Here is a 25,097-nt window from a genome sequence, read left to right as displayed (position 1 = left end):
CATGAAATCCCTTTACCAGCAGATGACGCTCAATACGCGCATTACCATTTCGTTTGTACTGCTGATGGTGGCAGTTATGGCGTTTGTGGTCGTGGCTGAGCAACTCGACTACGACGAACTCCGCGCCTGGGTGATGTCAGAAAGCCTGCACGATGAAGCGCCCCGGCTGGAAGAGGAGATTGCCAACGGCATCCTCCCCACCCTGCCTGAAGACAGCCAGCTCTATAACGCACAAACCGCGCCTGATGTGTTACGCCAGTACACACCGGGCTACCACCGTCTGGAGGAACCTGCCGACCGACACTTGCTGGTATTTGAGCAGCACCAACAACGCTACTACCTGCTACAGGATGGCCAACATTACGCCTGGCTGGAGTGGATAATTGACGGCTTCGCGCCGCTTATCATTCTGTTGTGTGTGCTTGGCGCCTTCTGGATTGGCCGTTTAACATCGGCTCGCGTTACGGTTCCCATCACACAGCTGGCTAATGCCGTCGAGCACAATCAAAAACCGTTACCTTTCCAGGACGCGAGTGATGAAATCGGCGTGCTGGCGCGCGCGTTTGCCCAACACAGCGATGAACTGGAGCGCTTTCTCCAGCGTGAGCGCTGCTTTGTCGGCGATGCCAGTCATGAATTGCGCACACCGCTGGCGATCATTAGCGGAGCGGCGGAAACCATCGTGCACCAGTTACCTGCCGACAGCCATCTGGTGCCTGGTGCGGAGCGGATCGTGCGCACCACTCAGGAAATGCAACGCCAGTTGACCTGTCTGTTGCTGCTTTCGCGCGATCCGCAAACCCTGCCGCGCAGCGAGGTCGCGCTTCGTCCTTTGCTTGGAGAGTGCATTGCGCGCTGCCAGCCCTGGCTGGCAAAAAAGCCCGTCGCGCTGATACTGGACGCCGCGGAGCAAATCCACTTACAGACCAATGCTGAGCTGGCGCGCAGCGTTTTCTGGAACCTGCTGCGCAATGCTTGCCAGTACACCACGGCGGGAGAGATACGTTTGGCGTTGCATGGCGCAACCCTGACCCTTTCTGATACCGGCCCAGGCCTGCCGTCGAGTATCGATCCGCACCATTTTCAGCGCTTTCAGTCCGGCACGCAGCAACATGGCGAGGGGCTTGGCTTATCGATTGTGCAACGCATTGTGGAGCATCTTGGCTGGCGCATGACGGTCGAAAGCTCAGATCAAGGCTGCCGCTTTACGCTGGATATGCAGCGCACGCGCTAACCCGTCACGGCTGTTTACCAATACGTTTCTGTTTTCGATACGGTTTTGACAATTTCCTGACAACTCTTTTCGCATACTGCGCGCTCAAATCTTTCTTCAGGAGATGCAAATGCAATCGTCAGGCCCCAGCGAAACAGGCAAATATTCCCATGGCAAGACCGGAATCTCGCGGATCTTCAGTACGCTGATTTATTCACGCGACGGTTTTCTTACCGCCGTGCATGGCGAGGCGGCCTTCCGCCAACTTCTTGTTTTACATAGTGTACTGATGGTGACGGCTTTCGTTGTTAACGTCAGCGGGGTTGAGCGCGCACTGCTGCTGGCCGTCTGCTTTATCAGCCTGTTAGTGGAGCTGCTAAATTCTGCCATCGAAGCGGTGGTCGATCGCATCTCACTGGAGCGCCACCCGCTTTCTAAAAACGCCAAAGATATGGGCAGTGCAGCCCAAACCACGGCGCTGCTGATGGTAGCTGTCGTGTGGGGCGCGATTTTGTTGGGATAGATGTTAAACACCGTCTGCATCATCAGCCGCCCGGATGATGATGCAGACTCTCTACGCTTTTAAGTAAGACAGCCTTTCACCAGCCCGCGTCAGCACGACAGAATGTTACATTTATGTATCACACGATTGACGTAAAACCCGATTATTATCCCTTCTCACGGGCCTTCAATAAGGCATATTTTTTTGTCTCCCACTCGCTGAAACAGATAACAAAACACGTTCAGGATGCGCAACAACCCATTATTCAGGAACACTCAACCATGCTCATAAGAAGGGGCTCAATGCCGTTACGATCGCTGCAGGCACTCTGCTTAGTGAACTTTTTCATGGCGGATGTAAGGGACGGGCTTGGCCCTTTTTTGGGGATATTTCTCACTGAACAGCAGTGGAAAGCCGACAACATTGGCTGGATGATGACAGCCGGTGGTCTGGCGGGCCTGGTGGCGACAATGCCTTCCGGGTTGGTTGCTGATGCATCACGCCATAAACGAGGATTACTCGTCGTTTGCTGCTTGCTGATCACCACCGCCACGCTGTTGCTCTGGGCATATCCGACTCTTTTTGTTGTCGGTTTCTCGCAATTTGTCACCGGTGTATCCGCCGCCTTTATTGCGCCCCTGTTAATGGGCATTACGCTTGGCTTAACCGGCTCGTCAGGGTTTAACCATCAAATGGGCAGGAACGAGGCGTTTAACCATGGCGGAAATATGAGCGCCGCAATATTGGCAGCCATTCTGGTGTTGTACCTGGGCACCGATGCCGTCTTTATTCTGATGACCGGTATGGCAATCTGCGCAACGCTAGCGGTTTTTGCTATCCGCAATAACGATATTGATAACCGCGCCGCGCGAGGTCTCAGTCGCGACGAAGATCCGGCGGCAGTCCCTCGCCTCTCCGCGATTATTACTCATCCCGCCCTCATCGCCACCGGCGTGACGCTGATGCTGTTTCATCTGGCTAACGCTGCGCTATTGCCGATGCTCAGTATGCGGGTGGCCGCCGCGCCAGGCGGGGAAATGAGCGCCAGTGTTTATGCGGCGGCGACTGTCATTATTTCACAGCTGGTGATGATTCCCGTCGCCTTATTCGCCGCTGCCAGGGCGGGAAAATATGGTTACCCGCTGTTGATTACGGCAGCGTTAATGGTTTTGCCGCTGCGCGCGGCGCTTGCTTGCGTCTCGGCCGGACCGCTTTTTATGATCCCGGTTCAGATATTAGATGGCGTAGCCGCAGGGCTGCTGGGCGTCGCGGTACCCGGTTATATCGTCAAATTGCTGGAAGGCAGCGGGCACACCAATGCCGGGCAGAGCTTTATTATGCTGTTACAAGGTGTCGGGGCCGCATTCAGCCCGGCGATGGCGGGAACAATTGCGGCAAAATACTCCTACGGCGTGGCGTTTGCCGTGCTTGGCGCAATAGCCCTGCTGGCGCTTCTTACCTGGTGGCTACGCCGTCTTTTTTCTGCCGATCGCACAGCGCGGCAGTATGATTGACGCCGCGCCCGGGCGCGGCTGAAAAAGCGCGGCACGCCGATTTCAAATTAATAGCGCGTTGGCGGCACGCCGAACATGGCGCGAAACGCAAAGGTAAATGACGCCGGGCTTGAATAGCCAAGCTCAAGTGCCACCTGCGTCACGCTGCGCTTGTTTTTTAACATCACCACCGATTCCAGCAAACGCACCCGTTTTTTCCATTCGCTAAACGCCACGCCAGTCTCCTTTTTGAAACGGCGTGAAAACGTGCGCACCGACATACCGCTACAGGAGGCCCACTGTTCAATGCTGTGCGCGTCGCCGGGCGTTTTCTGGATCTGGCTGCATACTTTTATCAGCAACGGTGATACTGGCCAGGAGACCGATAAGCCGGCGTCGGGCAAGCGTCTGAGCAGGGAAATCAGCACCTGCACCAGTTGGGCGTCATCGCCTGCATCATCATACTTTTCCGGCACGTTTTGCGTGGCGTAGTGAATATACTCACGCACAAAATCACTCACCACCACCACCTTGCTGCCGCTAAAGGGGATAGTGGCAAAATCGGCCTCCACATACAGGCTTTCCAGCAATACGTCGCTGCCGGCAAGAAGACGGTGAGGCACACGAGCCGGGATCCAGACACCATAGAGCACCGGCACCACCAGCGTTTTCCCTTCGATTTCCACCCGCATACTTCCCTCGCGCGCATAGAGAAACTCCGCGAAAGGATGCTCGTGCATGTCGACACCCGTGTCGCCCCGTAAAGGGTAACTGCGAAAGTACACCGGGCGAGGCAAGGCCATCAGCACCGGCGCGGGCTGGCCGCTAATGGGCTGACGAGGCGGTAACACAAGCTTAGAGCACATAACAACCTGACCTCTATTCGATGAAGTTTGTCTTGATAGCACAGCGCAGGCAGAACGGGTTTCCTGAATAATGAACGGGTCATAGATATATTTCACCCGTTGTGAACAATTTACCAGCCACCTGCCTGAGCGATAAGCCTTTTTCGCGCTGACGGGCAGTGAATGACGGGGAAATTACCGGCTGAGCGCACGCTACGTTGAAGGAAAGATGATGGCTAACGAATGTACCGTCGATGTGATCAGTAAACCCGGCCATTGGCTGCGGATCGTCCAGGAACTGCTGTCACAGGCAGGCATTATGATTAATGGCCCCGAACCCTGGGATATCCGCGTGCATGACACGCGTTTTTTCAAACGCGTGTTACAGCAGGGTTCACTCGGGCTCGGTGAAAGTTATATGGCGGGCTGGTGGGATTGCAAACAGCTTGATGTGTTTTTTGACAAGCTGCTGCGCGCCAGGCTCGATGAGCAGCGCCCGGCCCGTTTCGCCGACCTGATGCGCATCGCCGCTGCGCGCATCGTCAACCCTCAGTCCCGTCGACGCGCCTGGCAAGTGGGCGAAGTGCATTACGATCTTGGCAACGATCTGTTTAGCCGCATGCTGGATCCCCATATGCAGTACTCCTGCGGTTACTGGAAAAACGCCGATGAACTGTGTGCGGCGCAGGAAAATAAACTCGCGCTGATCTGCGAAAAACTGCAACTTAAACCCGGCATGACGCTGCTGGATATTGGCTGCGGCTGGGGCGGTTTAGCGGAATATGCGGCGCGCCATTATGGTGTGAGCGTCGAAGGGATTACCATTTCGGCAGAGCAAAAAGCCTACGCCGAAAGCCACAGCGAGGGGCTGGATATTCGAATCCTGCTGCAGGATTACCGCGATCTGGATAAACGCTATGACCGCATCGTCTCTGTCGGCATGTTCGAACATGTTGGCCCGAAAAACTATGCGACCTATTTTAACGCTGTGGATCGCTGCCTGAAGCCCGATGGCTTATTTTTGCTGCACTCGATTGGTTCGAATAAAACCCTGCATAATGTTGATGCCTGGATCAATAAATATATATTTCCTAATGGCTGCCTGCCCTCCATAAAACAGATTGCTGATGCCAGCGAACCCTATTTTGTTATCGAAGATGTGCATAATTTCGGCGCAGATTACGACAAGACCTTAATGGCATGGTATCGCCGCTTTAATCAGGCCTGGCCACAAATAGCAGGCAATTATTCGACGGAATTTCACCGTATGTTTAATTATTACCTCACCGCCTGCGCGGGTGCATTTCGCGCCAGAAATATCCAGCTTTGGCAAATCGTATTAAGCCGTGGCGTCGCCGGCGGGCTGCGCGTGGCGCGCTAAAGAGACGATTAAACCGGCAAGCACAAACGCCCTCACCGCCTGCCCGAAATTAAAAATGACGCGATGCCGTTATCTGCGCTGGAAGCTAAATAATATGAACGTAAATTTCTTTGTTACCTGCATTGGGGACGCGCTGAAATCACGCATGTCGCGAAACAGTGTCCTGCTACTTGAGCAGTTAGGCTGCCATGTTCAGTTTCCTGAAAAACAGGGCTGCTGCGGTCAACCGGCAATTAATAGCGGCTACATCCGTGATGCGCTGCCGGGCATGAAAGCGCAGATTGCGGCGCTGGAAATCAACGACTACCCGATTATCTCGCCTGCCGGTTCCTGCATGAACGCGATTCGTCACTATCCGGACTGGCTAGTCGATGAGCCGGAGTGGGCGACGCGCGCGGCGAAGATTGCCAGCCGAATGGTCGATCTGACCTCCTTTATTGTTAACCAGCTTGGCGTAACCGATGTCGGCGCGCGACTGCCAGGGCGGGCGGTCTATCATCCCTCGTGCAGTCTGTTTCGTAAGCTCGGCGTTCGCGATGAGCCACTGGCGCTGCTGCGCGAGGTGCGTGAGCTGGAAATTGTGCCGTTTGGCGCGCAGGAAACCTGCTGCGGTTTTGGCGGCACTTTTTCGGTCAAAATGGCTGAAATTTCCGGCGAGATGGTGAAGGAAAAGGTCGCGCATATCATGCAAGCCAAACCGGATTATCTGATCGGCGCGGATGCCAGTTGCCTTTTGAATATTGGCGGGCGTTTACAACGTGAAGGCCAGAACGTGCGTGTGTTGCATATCGCTGATGTGCTGATGAGCCGCTAAGGAAACACCATGTCTTTAAAAACCAGCAATGTCCCCTTTTATGAACGGGTTCAGCAGCAAATCGACGATCCGGTGATGCGCCACGCCGTTGCCAACGCGCAGGATCGGATTGGTATCAATCGGCAGAAAATGGTTGATGAACTGGAAAACTGGCCGGACTGGCGCTCACGCGCCGCTGAAATCCGCGCCCATGTTCTCGACAATCTGGATGCCTATCTTTACCAGTTAAGCGAAAAGGTCAGCGCTACCGGCGGTCACGTCTTTTTTGCCGACACGCGTGAAGATGCCACCCGCTATATTTTGCAGATTGCCGGGCAGAAACAGGCGCGCAAAATCGTTAAATCGAAGTCGATGGTGACCGAAGAGATCGGCATGAACGCCGCGCTTGAAGCGGCAGGCATTGAGATCGTGGAAACGGATCTGGGCGAGTATATTCTGCAACTCGCCAAAGACGCCCCTTCGCACGTGGTAGTCCCTGCCATTCATAAAGATCGCCATCAAATTCAGCAGGTTTTGCGCGAAAAGCTGGGTTATAACGGCCCCGAAACCCCGGAAGCCATGACGCGCTTTATTCGCCAGAAGATCCGCGAGGATTTCCTTAGCGCCGATATCGGCATCACCGGGTGCAATTTTGCGGTCGCAGAAACCGGCACACTCAGCCTGGTGAGCAATGAAGGCAATGCCCGACTCTGCACCACCGTGCCGAAAACGCATATTGCCGTTATGGGCATGGAGCGCGTGGTGCCAACATTCGCTGAACTGGATATCATCCTGACAATGCTGGCACGCAACGCGGTTGGTGCCCGTCTCACGGGATACAACACCTGGCTTACCGGTGCGAAAGGGAGCATGGAAAGCGACGGGCCGGAAGAGTTCCATTTGGTTATCGTCGACAATGGCCGCTCGCAGGTGCTGGGCTCGCCTTTCCAGGACATCCTGCGCTGCATCCGCTGCGGGGCCTGCATGAATACCTGCCCGGCCTACCGCCACATCGGCGGGCACGGTTACGGCTCGATCTATCCCGGCCCGGTTGGTGCGGTGCTCACGCCGTTGCTCGGCGGCTATGACGATTTCAAAAACCTGCCCTATGCCTGCTCATTATGCACTGCCTGCGATGATGTCTGCCCGGTACGTATTCCGTTGTCGTCACTGATCCTTCAGCACCGGCGCACGCTGGCAGAAAGCGGAAAAACGCCGGCGATGGAAAGGCATACCGTTCATCTGTTCAATTACGCCAACCGTCACCCCCGGCTGTGGAAAGTCGGCATGGTGGCTGGCGCACGCGCCGCCCAACTGATGATCCACAACGGCAAGATGCCGTTTACTATTGCGGCAATCAGCAAGTGGACGGAGGCCCGCGATCTGCCCGATGCCGATGGCGAGAGTTTCCGTAGCTGGTTTAAAAAACACCAAAAGCAGCGTAAAAACGGGGAGCAAGCATAATGGAAAACCGCGATGCATTTATGCAAAAAATTGCCGGACGGCTTGGTCGCGAACCGCGTCAGATACTGCAGCCGCTAGCATTTTCCGGACATGCTCCGCTGACAAGCCGCTATGCCGGTCAGATCCAGCAGCATCCGTGCGACAGTTTTATTGAATACGCGACAACGGTTATGCAGGCACACTGCGAAGTGGCCCCGCTGGCGAAAATCCCCCAGCTTGCCGAACGAATCTGTAACCAGTACGGCGGCGGCCCGGTGCTGATTAGCGGCGACGCCCGGCTGGCAAACGTAGGGATTACCGCGCATTTGCAGCACACGTTTCCAACACATTGCTGGGACTCATCGGGCGGGGAAGAGAATCTTCGCCGCGCCGCAGAAGCCAATATTGGCGTGGTCTACGCCGAATATGGTTTGTGTGAAACCGGCGGTGTGGTGCTCTTTTCCTCTGAGTTACAGGGGCGGGCTATCAGTCTGCTGCCCACCACTACGGTATTCGTTATCTATAAGAGCAGATTGCTGTACGGCGTCACGCAACTGGCGCACGTTTTGCGCCAGCGGGTGCAGGAAGGCGAATCTCTTCCTTCGTGTATCAATCTTATCGCCGGGCCAAGTTCGACGGCCGATATTGAACTGATTAAAGTCGTGGGCGTCCATGGACCACTGAATGCCGTCTACTTAATGATTGAAGATTGCTGATGCGGATAATCTGACGGGCAGAAATATATCATCCGCCCGCTAATACAGTGCCGTGATTACTCTTTTGCGTTTGGGGAGGAAGTATTGATGGCTTCCCCAAACGCTGCGCATTAACAGCAGGTATTGATATGAGAAAAAGTCCTCGTTATATCTGATGAGCTTAACCATCCAGGATATTCTCCAGTGGATAGAGAGCAATATTGCCGAACCTTTGCCGCTGGGCGTATTAGCTAAAAAATCCGGTTATTCTGCGTGGCATTTCCAGCGCGGTTTTAAACAAATCGCCGGCATGTCGCCTGGGGTGTACATTCGATATCGCCGCATGGTGATCGCAAAAGCGTTACTGAGCGAAACCCATCGTTCTATTACCGACATTGCCCTGCACCTGGGTTATCAGCAGCAGTCAACATTCTGCCGCGCGTTTCGCGAACAGTATCAATTAACGCCAAGGCAATATCGCCTTTATGCTCAGGAGCAGGCGGCGCAGGAGTAAACCGGTCTCCGCGTTGCCATCCATCCAGGCTACACTGAAACGCTCGACCGGCACGCAAGGGATATGGAATGTCAGCTCAGGATTTATCAAAAATGGGCGCCGCAAAGGTGGCGCTTGTTGTAGATGAACAAGGCCAACGCTTTATTGAGAAATATCCCGTCAGTGACGTCGAGTATGCTTTCTATCAACATGCGGCTTATCGGCTCAACGCGGCAAAAATTGCCTCGCCAACGCTGTTATTCGCCGATCCTGCACAACACTTGTTACGACTGGAATATATTCCCCACCCGGTTTCTCAGGATGCCGTGGCAAGCGATGAAGCGTTAGCGATGCTGGCTCGCTTGCATCGCTTTGCGCCAGACGCGGCATGGTACTATCACACTCACACATGGTCTGTTTCCGCGCTGGAAAAATCGCTGGCGCTGCTGGCATTGCCGGAACAGGCCTCGCAACAACTGCGCTGTTTTCAGCAATGTAGCGCGGTGCTATTTCGCCATCCGGGGTTAATTTCCGGCGACAGCAATGCGGGCAACTGGGGACGAAGGGAGAACGGCGAGCTGGTGCTTTTCGACTGGGAACGATTTTCCGTGGGCAGCCCGGCGATTGACCTTGCGCCCCTGATAAAAGGGATGGGCACAACACACGCTTTTTACGCGCTTGCCGAGCGCTATTGTCGTATTTCGGGTCATGCAACACCGCACGATCTCGGCCGGGAGATTGCCATTGCCAAAGCATGGATTGTTACCGAAGTGGTTATCCTGCTTGCTGAACGGCAGAAAACCGATCTGCCACGCTATCTCGACTGGTATCGGGAAAATCTGCCTGGCTGGTTAGACAGCACCGTTACCCTGCTCCGATCGCGGTAGTTTATTGTTCGGTTCGCGTAGCTTTCACCACGGTTTCAGCATAGGGTGTTATGAGCATTAGCTCATTAACAGGAACCGTATGATGCGTGATCTTCCCCCCACTGCGACGCTGCGCGCATTCGAAGTTGCGACCCGCCACACCACCTTTACCGCAGCGGCAGAAGAGCTGTGTATTACGCAAAGTGCCGTCAGCCATCAGCTAAAAAACCTTGAGGAAATCTGGGGATTACCGCTTTTTCAGCGCGGAAAGACCCTCAGCCTGACGCCAGCCGGTGCTGCGCTCGCGCCGCTGGTGCGTGAATTTTTTAGCAAACTGGAAACCACTCTTGCCGATTTGCGTGAGCAAAAAGGCCGGGTGCGACTGCGTGTCAACACGACCTACTCTTTCGCCCTGAAATGGTTGCTCCCGCGCTTGCCGGGTCTGGCACGGCTGCATCCGGAAATTCTGGTGACGCTGGAAAGCACCGATCAAGCCATTAACTTCGCCAGCACAGACGCCGATGTGGCGATCCGTTTCGGTCACGGGAATTATCCGGCGCTGCACACGGAATTTATGTTCCGCGAGCAGCTTTTCCCGGTCGCCAGCCCGGCGCTTTTGCAGCGTTTTGGCACGCCGGATGAGCCTGCCGAATTACTGCGCTATCCGCTGCTGACGCGCGACGGAGCCGATCTGGTTCCCAAATGGGACGCCTGGTTTAAGCAGGTTGGCGTCAATACCGACGTGCTGCACGAGAACGTGCGTTTTGCCGACACCAATATGACCATTGAAGCGGCGTTACTGGGCCAGGGAATTGCGCTGGCGCGCAGTGGTCACGTTGAGAAAGAGATCGGCGACGGCACGCTGGTACGGCTTTTTGACGTGCCCTTTCCTTCACCGGCCGCCTATTACTTTGTCTGCCCACAGGGGATCGAAACGCAGCCGCACATTGTGACTTTCCGCAGCTGGCTATTGGCAGAATCACAACAGGCACAGCTTAACTATCGCTAAGCATGAGTATTTACTCATGGTTGAATGACGACACTTCACTTTTCATCCGGGCATGTGCTGATTAGCATCGATACATGCCCACTTACCTTGTTTTGCTGACGTTATTCGCCGCGCTGCTGCATGCCAGCTGGAATACGCTCTTACGCGGCGGCACGGATCGGTTGTGGACGATGACCATCATGTGCATGGCGATAGCCTTCACCTGCGTTGTCGCTGCACCGTTTTTACCATTGCCAGCTTATGCCAGCTGGAAATATGCGCTGCTGTCAGCGCTGCTGCATGTCGGCTATAACCTGTGTCTGGTACGGAGTTATCAGAGCGGGGATCTCGGGCAAACCTACCCGATTGCGCGGGGTTCTTCACCGCTGATGGTGACGTCGGGGGCGGCGCTGTTTGCCGGGGAAAAGGTGGCCATTAACGCACTGGCTGGCATTGGGTTGATTTCCGGCGGTATTCTGCTGCTTGCCCTGCAACGCCGCCGTCTGGCGCTGCCGGATCTGAAATATTCACTGGCCACTGGCGCGTTTATCGCCGCGTACAGCGTGGTGGATGGTATCGGTGTACGCATCGCCGGTGATGCCATCGCCTATACCGTGTGGATGAGTGCGTTATGGGGCGTGCTGATGCCAGCGCTCTATATCGGGCTTCGCGGCGCAAAAAGTTTACTGCGCTGGCGGCCCGATGTACTCAGTGCTGCCGCAGGCGGGCTGGTTTCTCTGCTGGCTTACGGCATCATTATTTATGCGATGGCGACCGCGCCAATGGGGGCTGTCTCCGCGCTGCGCGAAACCAGCGTACTGTTTGCCGCGCTACTGGGTTATCTGTTTCTCGGCGAAACCTTAACGCTAAAAAAAATGCTGGCGTGTACGGTGATTGCGACCGGCACGGTAATGATTGGTTAACCACATCAGGAGAACTCACCATGTCTGATTTTCCGACAATTGCGCTGCTTGGCCCGGGCGCTATCGGCACGACGATTGCTGCGGCGCTGCATGAAGTGGGCCGCGCGCCCGTTTTGTGCGGGCGTACCGCCCACCCGCAATTAATTCTGCGTCACGATGAGGGGGAAATAGTGGTGCCCGGCCCGGTATTGAGCGATCCGGCAGCGCTCAGCCAGAGGTTCGATTTGGTCTTTGTGGCGGTGAAAACCACCCAGGTCGCGGACAGCGCCAGTTGGCTGGCTGCGTTATGCGATGAAAACACAGTGGTGTGCGCGCTGCAAAACGGCGTCGAGCAAAAAAGCCAGCTAGAACCGCAGGTCAACGGCGCAAGCGTGCTGCCATCCGTCGTGTGGTTTCCGGCGCAGCGAGAGCCGGATGCCTCTGTCTGGTTGCGCGCCAAACCGCGCCTGACGCTACCGGATGTACCGCAGGCAAAACGGGTGGTGGAAGCGCTCAGCAATACGCGCTGCGCGGTGGAATTGTCAGCCGATTTTACGTCGATCGCCTGGCGTAAGCTGTTGCAGAATGCGGTCGCCGGTCTGATGGTGCTCGCCAATCGCCGCGCCGGCATGTTCTCGCGCGGGGATATCACTGCGCTGGCGCTGGCGTACCTAGGCGAATGCCTAGCCGTGGCGCGCGCGGAAGGTGCGGTGCTCAGTGATAATGTTGCCCAGGAAATTGTCGACGGTTTTCATCGTGCGCCTGCGGATTTAGGGACGTCAATTCTTGCCGACCGCCAGGCGAACCGCCCGCTGGAGTGGGATATCCGCAACGGCGTGGTGCAGCGCTATGGGCGCACGCATGGCATTCCCACGCCCATCAGCGATGTGGTGGTTCCGCTGTTGGCCGCAGGCAGTGAAGGCCCCGGTTGATTGCCCTGTTTTGCGCCATCACCTCCGTGGCACGAAGCACCTTGATACTGTTCGTTTCGTCATCAGAAAACGCGGTGTGCCAGGCTTAAAGGGAAATTCGTGTGCCTGCAAAGGCAACGCCTGGTTTACCTTCTGATGACGCGAGGAAAGCATGACACAGATATCGTCTCTCTCTGACCACGAAGTTCACCTGCTTGATCGCTACTGGCACGCGGCCAATTACCTCTCTGTCGGGCAAATCTACTTGATGGATAACCCGCTACTGCGCGAGCCGCTCAGGCCGGAACACATCAAACCGCGCCTGCTGGGCCACTGGGGAACCACGCCGGGGTTGAATTTTATCTATGTTCATCTCAACCGCGCCATTCGCCAGCGCGATCTCGATATGATTTATATCTGCGGCCCCGGTCATGGCGGGCCCGGTATGGTGGCAAACACCTGGCTTGAGGGGAGCTACAGCGAAATCTACCCGCAGATAAGCCAGAACGCTGAGGGCATGAAAAAGCTGTTCCGGCAATTTTCCTTCCCCGGCGGTATCCCCAGCCATGCCGCGCCCGAAACGCCGGGCTCGATTAATGAAGGCGGCGAGCTGGGTTACTCACTCTCACATGCGTTTGGCGCGGTGTTCGATAACCCGTCACTTATTGCCACCTGTGTGATTGGTGATGGCGAGGCGGAAACCGGCCCGCTGGCCTCCAGCTGGCACGGCATAAAATTTCTCAATGCCGCCCGCGACGGCGCGGTGCTGCCGATCCTGCACCTGAACGGGTACAAAATTGCCAACCCCACGCTCCTCGGGCGCACCAGCGATGATGATTTACAACAGCTCTTTCGCGGCTACGGCTACGAACCGCTGTTTGTCAGCGGCCATGAACCGGCCAGAATGCACCGCCAGATGGCGGAAACGCTGGAACGGGCGCTGAACAGCATCCGTGACTATCAGCAACAGGCGCGAAGCGGCAACGCGCAGACCACCGTGCCGCGCTGGCCGATGATCATTTTGCGCAGTCCCAAAGGCTGGACCGGCCCACAAACTGTCGACGGTAAAAAAGTGGAGGATTTCTGGCGCGCGCACCAGGTTCCGGTCTCGTCATGCCGTGAAAACGATGAACACCGGCAACTGCTGGAAGACTGGATGCGCAGCTACCAGCCAGACGATCTTTTCGATGCATCGGGGCAACTCAAAACAGAACTACAAGCACTGGCACCGGTAGGCGACAAACGCATGGGCGCGTCGCCGTGGGCCAACGGTGGTCGCTTACGCCGGGAACTGGTGACGCCAGAATTGTACCATTACGCCGTCGACGTGGCGTCAGCGGGCGAGACGCAGGCCGAATCCACCGCCGCGCTGGGCGCGTATCTGGCCGATATTTTTGAGCACAACCGCGACAATTTCCGGCTGTTTGGCCCCGACGAAACGGCTTCAAACCGGTTGAGCAAAGTGTTCGACGTAACGAATCGCACCTGGCAGGAGCCGCTTAAACCCTATGATGAGCAACTGGCACGCGATGGCCGGGTGATGGAGATCCTGAGCGAACATCAATGCCAGGGCTGGCTTGAGGGCTATTTACTGACCGGACGGCATGGCCTGTTCAACTGTTATGAGGCGTTTATTCATATTGTCGACTCGATGTTTAACCAGCACGCAAAATGGCTAAAAGTGTCGCGCAGCCTGCCCTGGCGCGCGCCGATATCGTCGCTCAATTACCTGCTCTCTTCGCATGTCTGGCGCCAGGATCACAATGGTTACAGCCATCAGGACCCCGGTTTTATCGATCATGTCGCTAATAAAAAAGCGGATATTGTGCGCATTTACCTGCCGCCCGACGCCAACACGCTGTTATGTGTTGCCGACCACTGCCTGAAAACCTGGGATCGCATTAATGTCATTGTGGCGGGGAAACAGCCTGCGCCTCAGTGGCTCAATCTCGACGACGCGGCAAAACACTGCGCCACTGGGATGGGGATCTGGTCCTGGGCCGGAAACGTGCAGCAGGACGAAACCCCGGATGTGGTGATGGCGTGTGCGGGCGATGTGCCGACCATGGAAACCCTCGCAGCGGTCGATCTGCTGCGTCATTACCTGCCTGAGTTGCGTATTCAGGTGGTGAACGTCGTGGATGTAATGGCGCTGCAAACCCAGGATCAGCATCCACATGGCCTGAGCGAAGAGGCCTTCGAAGCGATTTTTACTGCTGATAAGCCGGTGATTTTTGCCTTCCACGGCTACCCGAGTCTGATTCACCGCCTCACTTATCAGCGTAACAATCACCGTCATTTTCACGTTCACGGCTTTATGGAAGAAGGCACCACCACCACGCCATTTGATATGACCGTGCTCAACGAGCTGGATCGCTTTCACCTGGCGCAAGAGGCGATTTTGCGCGTGCCGTCGTTGCAGGGTAAAGCGGATGACATTCTGGAGGATCTGGCGCAAAAAATTGCCGCGCACCATCAGTATGTCCGCGAATATGGTGAAGATTTGCCTGAAGTGCAGAGTTGGAAATGGCCGTCACAACAAGGGGAAGGCAACGTACCGGAGTAAACCAGTGCGCAGCCCGCACGCGCAATTACCCATGTGTTAACCAGTAGACACGCCGTTCACCAAGAGCGGCGTGTTTGCGTTGGGAGGCGCTTTGCTGGCACATCTTTGGGTAGCAGCTATACCTGTTAAGAAGATGATTTTGCTCGGGAGGTGTATGGAATATCTGGCCTGGACCGCTGCGGCGGGGTGTTTGTTGCTGTTTATGTCTCTCTCTTACGGCTGGATAAGTCGTGTCCCGATCCCCATTTTTGGCCTCTATTTGCTGGTGGGCATCGCCTGCGGGCCGTGGATGTTGGGGCTAATTGGCATCGATATTGTTCGCCACGCCCCGCTCACCAGTCGGATAACCGAAATGGCGATGGCAGCGTCGCTTTTTATCACCGGGCTCAAAATCCGCCTGCCGCTCACCTCGCCTTACTGGCGGATGGGCATCATGCTGGCACTGCCCGCTATGCTGCTGACCATTGCCGGGATTATGCTCGCCGCCCATTTTATGGCCGATCTTTCGTGGCCATTATCGCTGGCGCTGGCGGCCATTCTCGCGCCTACCGACCCGGTACTGGCAAGCCTGGTGGCTATCAACGATGCGCAGGATGATGACCGCCTCAGAATCGCCTTATCCAGCGAAGCCGGTATGAATGATGGCACCGCCCTGCCTTTTTTAATGCTGGCGCTGGTCTGGCAAAAGGCCGGAGGCACAATCAGCGCCGATGAGTGGTTTCGCTGGCTGAGTGTCGATCTGCTCTGGGCACTGGCCGGTGGGTTGGGTATCGGTTTTATTCTCGGGCGACTAATTGGTCTGGTCGCCACGCGCTCACGCCACGCGCAAGGAGAAGTAGCACCCAGCGATTTTATTGCGTTAGCGCTGATTTGCCTGAGCTTTTCGCTGGCAATGATGCTCAGTGCTTCCGGTTTCCTCGCGGCATTCGCCGCCGGGATCGGCCTGCGCAGCGCGGAGATGAGCGTACAAAAACGCCATACCAACGAGGAAGATCATGATCTGCCAGCCGAGATGCAGGTTAACCCGCATACCCGGCACGGGCTCGAAGAGCATAATCCGATCAAATCCGTCGGTCTGGTGGTGGGCGATGCGCTCTCCTTTGGCGATACCGTTGAGCGGTTGCTGGCCGCCGGGCTGGTGATTGTACTTGGTGTGACTCTGTCACAACACTGGGATGTACACGCTCTGCTGCTGGCTTTCACCGTGTTTGTCATTATTCGTCCCCTCGCTGTTTGGCTACTGACATGCGTTCGGGTGAATCATTGCTGCATCGGTTAAGTCTTGGCTGGTTGGGTATTCGCGGGATTGGCAGTCTTAACTATATCGCTTACGCCTGGACGCATGGCCTCCAGAACGCGGGGGCGATAACCGACATCGCCATCACCATCGTGACGCTAAGCGTGCTGGTACATGGTATTTCGGTCACGCCGTTACTCACCCTGCGGCGAAAGCAGGAACAGCGCTGAAACGTCGCTGCAAACGCGCGAACCATCCCCCCTAACAGGCCGATTTCGCATGGCGTTGTTGACCTCGCTGGTGTAGTAATGAGTGCCTTGTTGGAACAGAAGGAGGCCACCATGAAAGCCGCAATCTATTTTCAGCCGGGGAAACCCGAGGTTTTACGTTATACCGATGTCCCGTTACCGGTCTGTGGTCCTGACGATGTGCTGATCCGCGTAGAAGCCATTGCTCTTGAGGGCGGCGATGTGATTAATCGCGCCACGGCCTTCCCCGGCGCGCAAGGTAGCATTCCCGGTTATTCCGCAGCGGGCACGATTATTGAAGTCGGTGCGCGGGTAAAAGATCGCCACCCTGGGCAACGCGTAGCCACGCTCGCGCTGGAGGGTTCTCATGCGCAGTACCGCGTTACACCCGCGCAATGGTCATGGGTCATTCCCGAAGGGCTGGATGTTGTTTCGGCATCCGTTATCCCGGTAAGTTTTGGCACGGCTGCCTGGGCGCTCTTTTCACGCTTAAAGATCAAAGCAGGCGATAGCGTGCTTATTCAGGGTGGCGCTGGCGGCGTTGGGGTTGCCGCCATTCAGCTTGCAAAGATGCAGGGCGCGCGCGTACTCGCCACGCTTTCCGGCGATGCCCGCGTGAGCCAACTGACAAAACTCGGGCTTGATGTCGCGCTGGACTATCGCCAGCAGGATATTGTCGCTGAGGTAAAACGGCTAACAAACGCAGCCGGCGTGGACGGCGTACTTGATCTGGTCGGTTCGACACTGGAGCAATCGATCGCCTGTCTGCGTGAATGGGGAACCGTGGTGCTGGCCGGTAACGCCGGGGGACATGCCCGCGCCGATCTGGCGGCATTACAGCAAGCCAATCAAACGATTAGCGGGCTTTTCTGGGGACGCGAACTTGCCCACCAGCAGGCAAGAGATTCCATCGACACGCTGTTGGTGGATGCAAGAGATAAAAAATTCAGCGTGATCATTGACAGAGAATTTCCCTTGCAAGAGGTGGTACAAGCCCACGGCTACGCAGAGGAAAACCGCGTATTGGGCCGCATTATTCTGCGCCCCTGACAGTTGGCGGGTGACGAAAAGCATTCATGCACGCCGCGATATCACGCTTATCGCTACACGCAATGCGCTGATTTATCTGCGCCATCATCCACGGGAAAAACGGGTTGGCGGTGGCGCGCATCAGCGTATCAAGACTCACCGTCAGCGTATTGGTTTCACCGCGTAGCGAAATGGTGCCCAGGCTTATTCCGTATTGGTTGTTCTGCGCCGGATAAAGGCCGTATAGGGGGTCATTCAGTGGAAACGGCAGCGCAATGTGTGACAGTGAGAACATCCCCGGCGGCCAGGCAATGTGCAAGGCGTCTTGCTTCTCCTGCACCGATTGCGCGGGCGTCGTGCGGGCAACCGTGTCAAAACTGTCGGCGGCGACATTGGCAATGACGGTTGTCGTGTAATGACGTGGCGGCGCGGGTAGCAGTGTGTTCACCGCCTGCCAGGATGAGGGACGAAACAGCGCACCGGCATTGGCCGCCTGGTTAATATCAAACAACACCAACTCGCTGCCGTTTTGCGGCAAGTAACGGTACAGCGCGTCGACCACCGCGCGGGCACCGACCGTGGAATCCATCACCGACTGGAACGTCAGCACCGGCGGCAAACCCTTTATCAGCCCGCTGCGCGCGGCCTGCTGGAGCTGGAGCTGCAACGCCTGCGTTAACAACCATGATTGCCGGGCGGCGTTAACCGGAAACGAATTATATTTATACGGGTTGAATTCGGGCACCACATTAAGCCACGCCGCTTTAGCAAACGCCGGAAACGCCGCCGGCCAACCAGCGAGCCCGGCAAAACGTGCATAGGACGGGACGCCGATCATCGGCGATAACAGAATGATTTGTTGCGGGCGGCGCAGCGCGGTGTTGCTGAGGCTCTCCAGCGCATACTGCATGGCCAGCGCGCCACCGTTCGAATAGCCGACGAGATGGAGAGGTACAGATGATCCCGTGATCCTCGTGGCTTCCCGCACAGCCAGGCGCGTTGTCGCCAGCCATTGTTCGCGATTCACTTTCGCCAGCGCGCCTGGTGCCGTGCCGTGACCCGGCAAGCGCGGTACCACCACCACAAACCCCTGCTGCTGCCAGGCCTGCGCCAGATAGCGCATGCTATAGGGTGAATCCGTCAGCCCATGCAGCAATACCGCCGCGCCGCGAATGTTGCCTTGCGGCATCAACACCTGCGAGCGGTTCCAGTCGGGTTGAAAACGTGCGGGGTAAACCCGGCTTTGCGCGTAAAAGCGGTTGAGCGGCGTTTTCTCATCGTCGCTGAGCGCATCCGTAAGCTGCGTTTTCATGTCGCGGAAAATGCTGTCTTCGCGCGCCAGATAGTCGGCGAAACTGGCGCGGTCAATCTCTTCAGCACGCATTTCATCAGCAGACCAGCGGTGCCATGGCTGCAAAGAAGGGCCTTTTTCCGACTGATACACACGGCCAATAAAAAAAACGATGCCGAGGACAAGCAGCCCAACGGCAAACTTTTTGGCAAGTGGGATGAGCTTAAAACCTAACATTAGTGCCCTTTATCGCCACAAAGTGCGGCGATGCCGTTACGAAACAGTGCACAGAGGATAGTGCCACTTCTCAGGTCGCGGCAAATCCCGACCTCAGCAGGCAAGCATAAAAAAACCCTGGTGTGGCAGGTGTTGGCAAAAAGATGGTTACAACAAATGGAGCCAGTAGAAGCCAATAAAGGGAAGGCAAAAAACCGATATTGGCAGATTATGGCCACCGTCTGGTTTCACGGACGGTGGCCATAATCCCTCGTTCCTGAGGTCAGATATCATCCGTCGTATGGTGTACAACAATTTCCAGCGTATTGCGGATAATGTCGCTTCGTACCACATCATCCGTGCTTTCGATCATTCGGATTAGCTCAAGAATCAACGCTTTATGGGTTATACGTTCATCGGCTGCGACTATGCGTCTGATGGCGATACCAAGAATGGCGGATTCCTCTGCAAGTTTTTCACCGCCGCTGCGAAAATATTCCATGAGAGAAAGATCAGAAAGATTGTCGTACCCATCAGAACTTTCAAGCATCGCCTGGCTCATTTCATTACCCCGTGTTGAGTTCATTCTTATCAGCACTTAATTCAGTGTTTTTTACTACTGCCCGGCTGCTTGTTGCCAAACAGTGGATAAATGTTATCCCTGCGATCCTCATTCCATTCCATGCCTACTGCATCTGCGCCACGCCGCATTTCGCCCAGCGTGTTATTGCCAATTTCGACAATAATGCGCCCCAGCATCTTGCGCCGTTGGCTGTCTGGCTCACTGCTCTCCATCGACCGTAGCCGTGCTATCAGAGCCGGCGTGCTGATAGGAGAGTTGTCTTTCAGGAGGGACAACACGGCCACTCCGATAAGTTCATCTGTCAGTTGCTCTATTTCACTACTGTTCATAACTGCATCTCGGGTTGCCGCCCGTTGCCGAAGTGCAATTGCGGCATGAAGCCCATTCTCACGTGGTAACGTTCTGCCAAAGTGCCTGGCGCGCCGTGAGAATTGACTTAAATTACCAGGTGATTTATCGCGATTGGTCTTTCCATCTTAACGATCAAACAACAAACCAATCAGCGTGTGATAGTGGCTCTCCTCTTCCGGGCCAGATGCTTTTTCGAGCCGTGACAATAACTTGCTACAAATAGCCTTACGGTTCAGATTTCGGCCTTCGGTAAGGATCTCGACAGCGATGCGTCCTAATGTTTCTTGTTGTGTCGGCAGCGTGGCTTTCTCAAAATAGCGAGTAACGCCGTTCGCTGTGTTCGGAAGGAAACCGTTCTGTTGCATCTGTCACTCCTCTAAAGTCCATGAGTCAGTAAAGTATAACTAAAGTTATACAAATATTGCTAATATGTACATAAAAATTGTACAAAATAATTAGTCGCCTATAGAAACAGTATATTAATCATTATTAATCAACAAATTAAATAAAAAAACGAATCCTTTAACCGCGCCGATTTTGTACAAATTATCAGTATCGACGCCAGTTTTTTCCTTAACATATCTGCATAATTGTCTGCTGCTGTGCGCGAACTAATTGAAAACAAATGGGATAACGGCAAGACGGCTTGGGTATCCTCTGCTAAGGTAAATATTCCTAAATCTCCCGCCGGAACGCGTATGCTCACCACCATCATTTATCGCAGCCATCTGCATGACCATGTCTCGTTTACGCTGCTTGAAGAGATGGTTGCAGCCGCCAATATCAAAAACGGTCAGGCCAGCGTGACGGGGATCCTCCTGTTCAATGGCACACATTTTTTTCAACTGCTTGAAGGGCCTGAAGAAAGTGTGACGGCTATTTATCAGGACATCTGTGCCGATGACCGGCATTACAATCTGGTTGAATTACTCAGGGACTACGCACCGTCAAGGCGCTTCGGGAAGACGGGGATGGAGCTGTTCGACTTGCGCGGTCATGACCGTGAGGCGGTGTTGCAGACGGTATTCGATAAAGGCACAACGCGATATCAGCTGACATATGGCGATCGCGCGTTGCAGTTCTTTCAGACCTTTGTTGAAGACAGCGAGAAAGAGTTTTACTACGAAATTCCCCCCGGTGATGTATGGGAGTTTATTGCCGATGGCAACGCCATAACCCTGCCGCCAGGCGTCCCGGATAGCCGTGCCGACTGCCATTTTGCTTTCCAGCCCATTGTCGACCCCTTTGCCCGCCAGATTGTCTCTGTCGAAGCCCTGCTGCGCACCCGCGTAGGTGGCTCGCCGCAGGACTGGTTCGACGATATGGCCGGAGATGATATTTACACCGCCGATTTACAGAGCAAGCGCGTCGCTTTTGCGATGGCCGCCGCATTAAAGCTGGGCGCGCAAACCCTCTCCGTTAATCTGCTTCCCATGACGCTGGTAAAAGTTCCAGATGCTGCTGAATTTATTGTGCAGGCGATTAAAGAGAACGGTCTGGTTCCTGAACAGGTCATCGTTGAATTTAACGAAAGTGCCGTGTTTTCATGCATTGATGCGTTTACGCAGGCGGTGAAAATGCTAAAAGGCGCCGGTATTCGCGTGGCGATTGATCACTTCGGTGCCGGGTTTGGTGGTCTGGTTTTGCTGACGCAATTCCAGCCGGACAGAATCAAAATTAACCGCGCCCTGATTGCGGATGTGCATAAAAGTGGTTCCCGCCAGGCCATTATTCAGGCGATTATCAAATGCTGTACCTCGCTGGAAATTGCCATTTCCGCCGTCGGCGTCGAGAAAGCGGAAGAGTGGATGTGGCTTGAATCGGCGGGTATATCTCAGTTTCAGGGACACCTTTTTGCGCGCCCGGATTTAAACGGCATTCCGGCCGTGGCCTGGCCAGAAAAGAGAGATGAGATGGTATAAGCTATGCAACATGAGTTGTACAAAAAAGGATTTGTACAACTTTGCGAAGTTAACTTAGTCTATGAAATGAGCACACTGGCGTTAAAGAGTATGAGGGAGCTATGGCTTTTTATAGTATCGGCGAGGTTGCCGAACGCTGCGGAATCAATCCGGTCACACTTCGCGCATGGCAGCGTCGCTATGGGCTGTTAAAACCGCAGCGCAGTGAAGGCGGCCATCGTCAATTCGATGAGTCTGACATTCAGCGCATTGTGGAAATAAAGCGCTGGATCGATAAGGGCATTGCCGTAAGCAAAGTTAAGGCCTTGCTCGACGACAACAAATTCGCCGGCCAAACAAGCTGGGCACCACTCCAGGAAGAGTTGATGTCCATGCTGCGACAAGTGAATCCCTCCCGGCTTCGCGCAACCATTCACGCGTTGAGTCAAACACATGCGGCGGATGTACTAATTGACGATATTCTGGTGCCGGTACGCCAGCGGCTCAGCCGCGATAAAAACACCGCGCGCGTGGTATTAAGCTTGCTGGATGGCGTGTTAGTGGAGTTTGCCACTTCAGGTATTGCTGCCGCACGTGAACAAGCAGCAAAAATGGCGCTGCTGATCGCATGGGAAAATGACGACCGCACCCATTTATGGCTCGAAGCATGGCGCCTTGCACAGCAGGGCTGGCGCATTGATGTCCTCGCCGAACCGCTCGACTCCCCTCACCCGGAATTTTTTCCTGGCCAGCATCTGTTTGTCTGGACCGGCAAACCGCTCACGCGCAGCCAGTCGCAGCAGCTCGCCCACTGGCGCGAACAGGGTTTTGCTATCGCTCACCATAGCAGCAACGCAGAAAGCGTCTAAGACTGGCATTCAATTCAGTCCTGTTTCTCTGGCGCTGACAGTTTGCTGAAAATCGTTTTGCCCCCCACTACTCCTGATGATCGCGCGGATCATCAGCACTGGTTATAATCGCCTCGCCAGTGAGCGCAGGAAAATAATGTTAATGAGGGGAAGCGTTGTGACGGATAAAGCATCAGATTCAGGTTTGAAAGAACAGATAACGGATTTTGCCAGTCACGTTATTTCAAGCCGATTAAAAGGGCCAGTGTATATCTATTTATTGTGCTCATTGGTCGCGTTTAACTGGAAGCACATATTACTCATCGCCATGTCGGATGAGAAAATTGAAATCCTGCTTAAAAATATCACCAGCACTTACCATTTTTCACATAACTATTTTTACTGGCCACTGGTGGTGGGTTTTGGAATGTCGATAGCCATGCCGGTTCTGGATTTTATTGTTAATTTACTCTCCTCGTTTGTACGCATTGGTGTCAACTGGTCAGATCGTATCGCAAATACCGCATGGCAATGGATTCTGGATCGTATCAACGCAGGTAGAGCAAAGACGTTCAGAAAAACACAGGCGCTTGAAGTTAATCTTGCAAAAGCCCAATTTCAACTTGATAACGTCCAAAAATCACTCAGCAACACACGACAACTCTCCTCATCTGTTCGCCAGGAAATTATTTCGCTTGCCGCACGGCTGGCTGTCATTTCCGGGAATATAAGCACTAACCTGGCAGAATTAAATGCCCCTGATAAAGTTCTGGACACCATTCATAAGTTTTTCGATTTTGAGGAATATAATTCAGCGCGTGCACTGGCGGAGAAAATATATATTTCAAATGGTTCCGCAGAATTTATAGGGGCGTTGTCACGCGCAACGCACTCACTGACTGAAGATGAAATCGCTAAGATAATGGCGTTTCTGAATCTTCCGTCCGCCACTGTCGAAGGGAGCGAACCCGCTGCTGCTCAGGGTTAACAATTTTGCCCGGCAATATTTTCCTTGAACTGAGCCCGGCGTAAACCGGGCTGATTAGCTACCCCATATCACTTTCCAGCCTCTGACGGTGACGTAAGCCGGGGAACCATTTCATCCAAAGGGCTACCACAATCAATGTACCGACGCCGCCAATCGCCGCCGCAGGCACCGCGCCGAGCCACGCCGCCAGCATGCCGGATTCAAACTCACCGAGCTGGTTAGAGGTATTGATAAAAATGGAGTTAACCGCGTTCACACGCCCGCGCATCTCGTCTGGCGTATCGAGTTGCACCAGTGAACCGCGAATCACCATGCTCACCATGTCGAAACCGCCGAGCGCGAACAGCGCCAGCAACGACAGCCACATCCAGCTTGAAAAGGCGAACACCAGGGTCGCCACGCCAAAACCCGCCACACACATAAACATGATCATGCCGACATTGCGCGTCAGCGCGCGGTGGCTTAACCAGAAACCCACCAGCAGCGCGCCTACGGCTGGAGCACTGCGCAGCAAGCCCAGACCAAGCGGCCCGGTATGCAACACATCATGGGCGAAAATGGGCAGTAGCGCGGTCGCGCCGCCGAGCAGCACAGCAAACAGGTCGAGCGAAATCACCCCCAGCACATCCGGGCGATTGCGGATAAACCCAACGCCCGCAAACAGCGAGGATAACGTCGCCGGTGCGCGCGGCGGCTGCGCCTGTTCATAACGCAGCGTCATCACCAGCAGCAGCGATACCAGATAAAGCCCGGCGGTAACGCTGTACACCACATCGGCCCCCGCCGCATAGAGAAAACCGCCCAGCGCCGGGCCGACAATCTGCGCGGCCTGGCCGGAAACCGCATTCGCAGCGGTCGCGCGCGGTAAAATGGAGAGCGGCACCAGCGCCGGTAACATCGAAATCATCGACGGCGACTCAATGGTTTTGGCGCAAGAAATCACAAAGATAAGCGACAAAATCACCCACACACTGGCATCGCCGTGCCACGTTAGCCACGCCAGCGCGGCGATAGCCAGCCACTCGAAAACCTGCGCCAGCAGCACCACGCGACGGCGGTCAAACTGGTCGGCGATATGCCCGGCAGGCAGCGCCAGCGTCACCGAGGGAACAAACTGCACCAAACCAATCATCCCCAGCCAGAACGCGCTCTGTGTCTGGGAGTAAATCTGCCAGCCGACGATGATGGATAACATCTGAAAACCGAAGCTGGAGCTGGTTCGCGCCAGCCAGAAGGCGACAAACGAACGATGTTGCAATAAACGACCATCACTGCCTGGTAACACCGGAGCCATACGTTATTCCATCTCTGTTA

Annotated in this window: 23 protein-coding genes and 1 pseudogene; 18 read left to right on the top strand and 6 right to left on the bottom strand. The window is 55.1% G+C overall.

Going from position 1 to position 25,097, the window contains the following annotated elements; translation table 11 throughout:
• Nucleotide 1 precedes the first annotated feature (1 nt).
• The 3 genes from ACFX4O_RS11410 (at nucleotide 2) to ACFX4O_RS11400 (ending at nucleotide 3,229) form a co-directional block, all read left to right on the top strand.
• Nucleotides 2-1,234, top strand: coding sequence for a sensor histidine kinase (locus ACFX4O_RS11410; RefSeq protein WP_380208802.1), 1,233 nt, complete (start codon nucleotides 2-4; stop codon nucleotides 1,232-1,234).
• Between the two features lie 109 nt (nucleotides 1,235-1,343).
• Nucleotides 1,344-1,736 (top strand): diacylglycerol kinase, encoded by a 393-nt coding sequence (locus ACFX4O_RS11405; RefSeq protein ID WP_131409151.1) that lies wholly within the window; start codon nucleotides 1,344-1,346, stop codon nucleotides 1,734-1,736.
• A 281-nt stretch (nucleotides 1,737-2,017) separates the two neighbouring features.
• Complete coding sequence (locus tag ACFX4O_RS11400) at nucleotides 2,018-3,229, top strand: MFS transporter (protein ID WP_380208799.1); 1,212 nt, start codon at nucleotides 2,018-2,020, stop codon at nucleotides 3,227-3,229.
• A 47-nt stretch (nucleotides 3,230-3,276) separates the two neighbouring features.
• Here the strand turns inward: ACFX4O_RS11400 and ACFX4O_RS11395 are convergent, their stop codons facing one another.
• On the bottom strand, nucleotides 3,277-4,074 hold the full coding sequence (locus ACFX4O_RS11395) for an AraC family transcriptional regulator (protein ID WP_131409147.1): 798 nt from the start codon (nucleotides 4,072-4,074) through the stop codon (nucleotides 3,277-3,279).
• A gap of 211 nt (nucleotides 4,075-4,285) precedes the next feature.
• Between ACFX4O_RS11395 and cfa the strand changes: the two genes are divergently transcribed.
• The 12 genes and pseudogenes from cfa to ACFX4O_RS11335 all read left to right on the top strand — a co-directional run bounded on the left by cfa (nucleotide 4,286) and on the right by ACFX4O_RS11335 (nucleotide 17,626).
• Nucleotides 4,286-5,434 (top strand): cyclopropane fatty acyl phospholipid synthase, encoded by a 1,149-nt coding sequence (gene cfa, locus ACFX4O_RS11390; RefSeq protein ID WP_380208797.1) that lies wholly within the window; start codon nucleotides 4,286-4,288, stop codon nucleotides 5,432-5,434.
• Nucleotides 5,435-5,528: 94 nt separating this feature from the next.
• Nucleotides 5,529-6,248: a (Fe-S)-binding protein gene (locus tag ACFX4O_RS11385; RefSeq protein ID WP_380208795.1), complete on the top strand. Its 720-nt coding sequence runs from the start codon at nucleotides 5,529-5,531 to the stop codon at nucleotides 6,246-6,248.
• Nucleotides 6,249-6,257: 9 nt separating this feature from the next.
• Entirely contained in the window at nucleotides 6,258-7,691 is a 1,434-nt protein-coding gene (locus ACFX4O_RS11380) for a LutB/LldF family L-lactate oxidation iron-sulfur protein (protein WP_380208793.1), read from the top strand.
• Nucleotides 7,691-8,386 carry a lactate utilization protein C gene (locus ACFX4O_RS11375; protein WP_380208791.1) on the top strand — a complete coding sequence of 232 codons (696 nt, stop codon included), beginning with the start codon at nucleotides 7,691-7,693 and terminating at the stop codon, nucleotides 8,384-8,386. Before ACFX4O_RS11380 ends, ACFX4O_RS11375 begins: the two co-directional genes overlap by 1 nt.
• Before the next feature lie 154 nt (nucleotides 8,387-8,540).
• Nucleotides 8,541-8,879, top strand: a complete 339-nt coding sequence (locus ACFX4O_RS11370; protein ID WP_380208789.1) for a helix-turn-helix transcriptional regulator — start codon at nucleotides 8,541-8,543, stop codon at nucleotides 8,877-8,879.
• 68 nt (nucleotides 8,880-8,947) lie between these two features.
• Nucleotides 8,948-9,745 carry a phosphotransferase gene (locus ACFX4O_RS11365; RefSeq protein ID WP_380208787.1) on the top strand — a complete coding sequence of 266 codons (798 nt, stop codon included), beginning with the start codon at nucleotides 8,948-8,950 and terminating at the stop codon, nucleotides 9,743-9,745.
• Between the two features lie 82 nt (nucleotides 9,746-9,827).
• Complete coding sequence (gene gcvA / locus ACFX4O_RS11360) at nucleotides 9,828-10,733, top strand: transcriptional regulator GcvA (protein ID WP_131409434.1); 906 nt, start codon at nucleotides 9,828-9,830, stop codon at nucleotides 10,731-10,733.
• Nucleotides 10,734-10,807: 74 nt separating this feature from the next.
• Entirely contained in the window at nucleotides 10,808-11,635 is an 828-nt protein-coding gene (locus tag ACFX4O_RS11355; RefSeq protein WP_380208785.1) for an EamA family transporter, read from the top strand.
• Between the two features lie 20 nt (nucleotides 11,636-11,655).
• The gene (locus tag ACFX4O_RS11350; RefSeq protein WP_380208783.1) at nucleotides 11,656-12,546 is read left to right on the top strand and encodes an oxidoreductase; all 891 of its coding nucleotides are present in this window, start codon (nucleotides 11,656-11,658) and stop codon (nucleotides 12,544-12,546) included.
• Nucleotides 12,547-12,697: 151 nt separating this feature from the next.
• A complete protein-coding gene (locus ACFX4O_RS11345; RefSeq protein WP_380208781.1) occupies nucleotides 12,698-15,091 on the top strand; it encodes a phosphoketolase in 2,394 nt (797 codons plus the stop codon).
• A 154-nt stretch (nucleotides 15,092-15,245) separates the two neighbouring features.
• Nucleotides 15,246-16,558 (top strand): annotated as a pseudogene (locus ACFX4O_RS11340) (cation:proton antiporter).
• Between the two features lie 111 nt (nucleotides 16,559-16,669).
• On the top strand, nucleotides 16,670-17,626 hold the full coding sequence (locus ACFX4O_RS11335) for a zinc-binding alcohol dehydrogenase family protein (RefSeq protein ID WP_380208779.1): 957 nt from the start codon (nucleotides 16,670-16,672) through the stop codon (nucleotides 17,624-17,626).
• Here the strand turns inward: ACFX4O_RS11335 and ACFX4O_RS11330 are convergent.
• The 4 genes from ACFX4O_RS11330 to ycgZ form a co-directional block, all read right to left on the bottom strand.
• The gene (locus tag ACFX4O_RS11330) at nucleotides 17,610-19,133 is read right to left on the bottom strand and encodes an alpha/beta hydrolase (RefSeq protein ID WP_380208777.1); all 1,524 of its coding nucleotides are present in this window, start codon (nucleotides 19,131-19,133) and stop codon (nucleotides 17,610-17,612) included. The two genes, ACFX4O_RS11335 and ACFX4O_RS11330, sit on opposite strands and share 17 nt — an antisense overlap.
• A 262-nt stretch (nucleotides 19,134-19,395) precedes the next feature.
• Nucleotides 19,396-19,674: a biofilm development regulator YmgB/AriR family protein gene (locus ACFX4O_RS11325; protein ID WP_170312059.1), complete on the bottom strand. Its 279-nt coding sequence runs from the start codon at nucleotides 19,672-19,674 to the stop codon at nucleotides 19,396-19,398.
• 41 nt (nucleotides 19,675-19,715) lie between these two features.
• A complete protein-coding gene (locus ACFX4O_RS11320) occupies nucleotides 19,716-20,024 on the bottom strand; it encodes a hypothetical protein (protein WP_380208775.1) in 309 nt (102 codons plus the stop codon).
• A gap of 147 nt (nucleotides 20,025-20,171) precedes the next feature.
• Nucleotides 20,172-20,411 (bottom strand): regulatory protein YcgZ, encoded by a 240-nt coding sequence (gene ycgZ / locus ACFX4O_RS11315; RefSeq protein WP_131409120.1) that lies wholly within the window; start codon nucleotides 20,409-20,411, stop codon nucleotides 20,172-20,174.
• A 333-nt stretch (nucleotides 20,412-20,744) separates the two neighbouring features.
• Here ycgZ and ACFX4O_RS11310 point away from each other — a divergent pair, with 333 nt between their 5' ends.
• From ACFX4O_RS11310 to ACFX4O_RS11300, 3 genes are all read left to right on the top strand, one after another.
• Entirely contained in the window at nucleotides 20,745-21,968 is a 1,224-nt protein-coding gene (locus tag ACFX4O_RS11310) for a diguanylate phosphodiesterase (protein ID WP_380208773.1), read from the top strand.
• Nucleotides 21,969-22,069: 101 nt separating this feature from the next.
• Complete coding sequence (locus ACFX4O_RS11305; protein WP_380208771.1) at nucleotides 22,070-22,816, top strand: MerR family transcriptional regulator; 747 nt, start codon at nucleotides 22,070-22,072, stop codon at nucleotides 22,814-22,816.
• 157 nt (nucleotides 22,817-22,973) lie between these two features.
• Nucleotides 22,974-23,783 (top strand): hypothetical protein, encoded by an 810-nt coding sequence (locus ACFX4O_RS11300; protein ID WP_380208769.1) that lies wholly within the window; start codon nucleotides 22,974-22,976, stop codon nucleotides 23,781-23,783.
• 58 nt (nucleotides 23,784-23,841) lie between these two features.
• On the opposite strand, the gene ACFX4O_RS11295 is transcribed toward ACFX4O_RS11300, so the two are convergent.
• Nucleotides 23,842-25,077 carry an MFS transporter gene (locus ACFX4O_RS11295; protein ID WP_131409113.1) on the bottom strand — a complete coding sequence of 412 codons (1,236 nt, stop codon included), beginning with the start codon at nucleotides 25,075-25,077 and terminating at the stop codon, nucleotides 23,842-23,844.
• Between the last annotated feature and the right edge of the window lie 20 nt (nucleotides 25,078-25,097).

It is taken from the genome of Kosakonia sp. YIM B13571 (assembly GCF_042788095.1).
Taxonomy (GTDB): Bacteria; Pseudomonadota; Gammaproteobacteria; order Enterobacterales; family Enterobacteriaceae; genus Kosakonia; species Kosakonia quasisacchari.
This window is presented reverse-complemented; position numbering and strand designations above follow the sequence as displayed.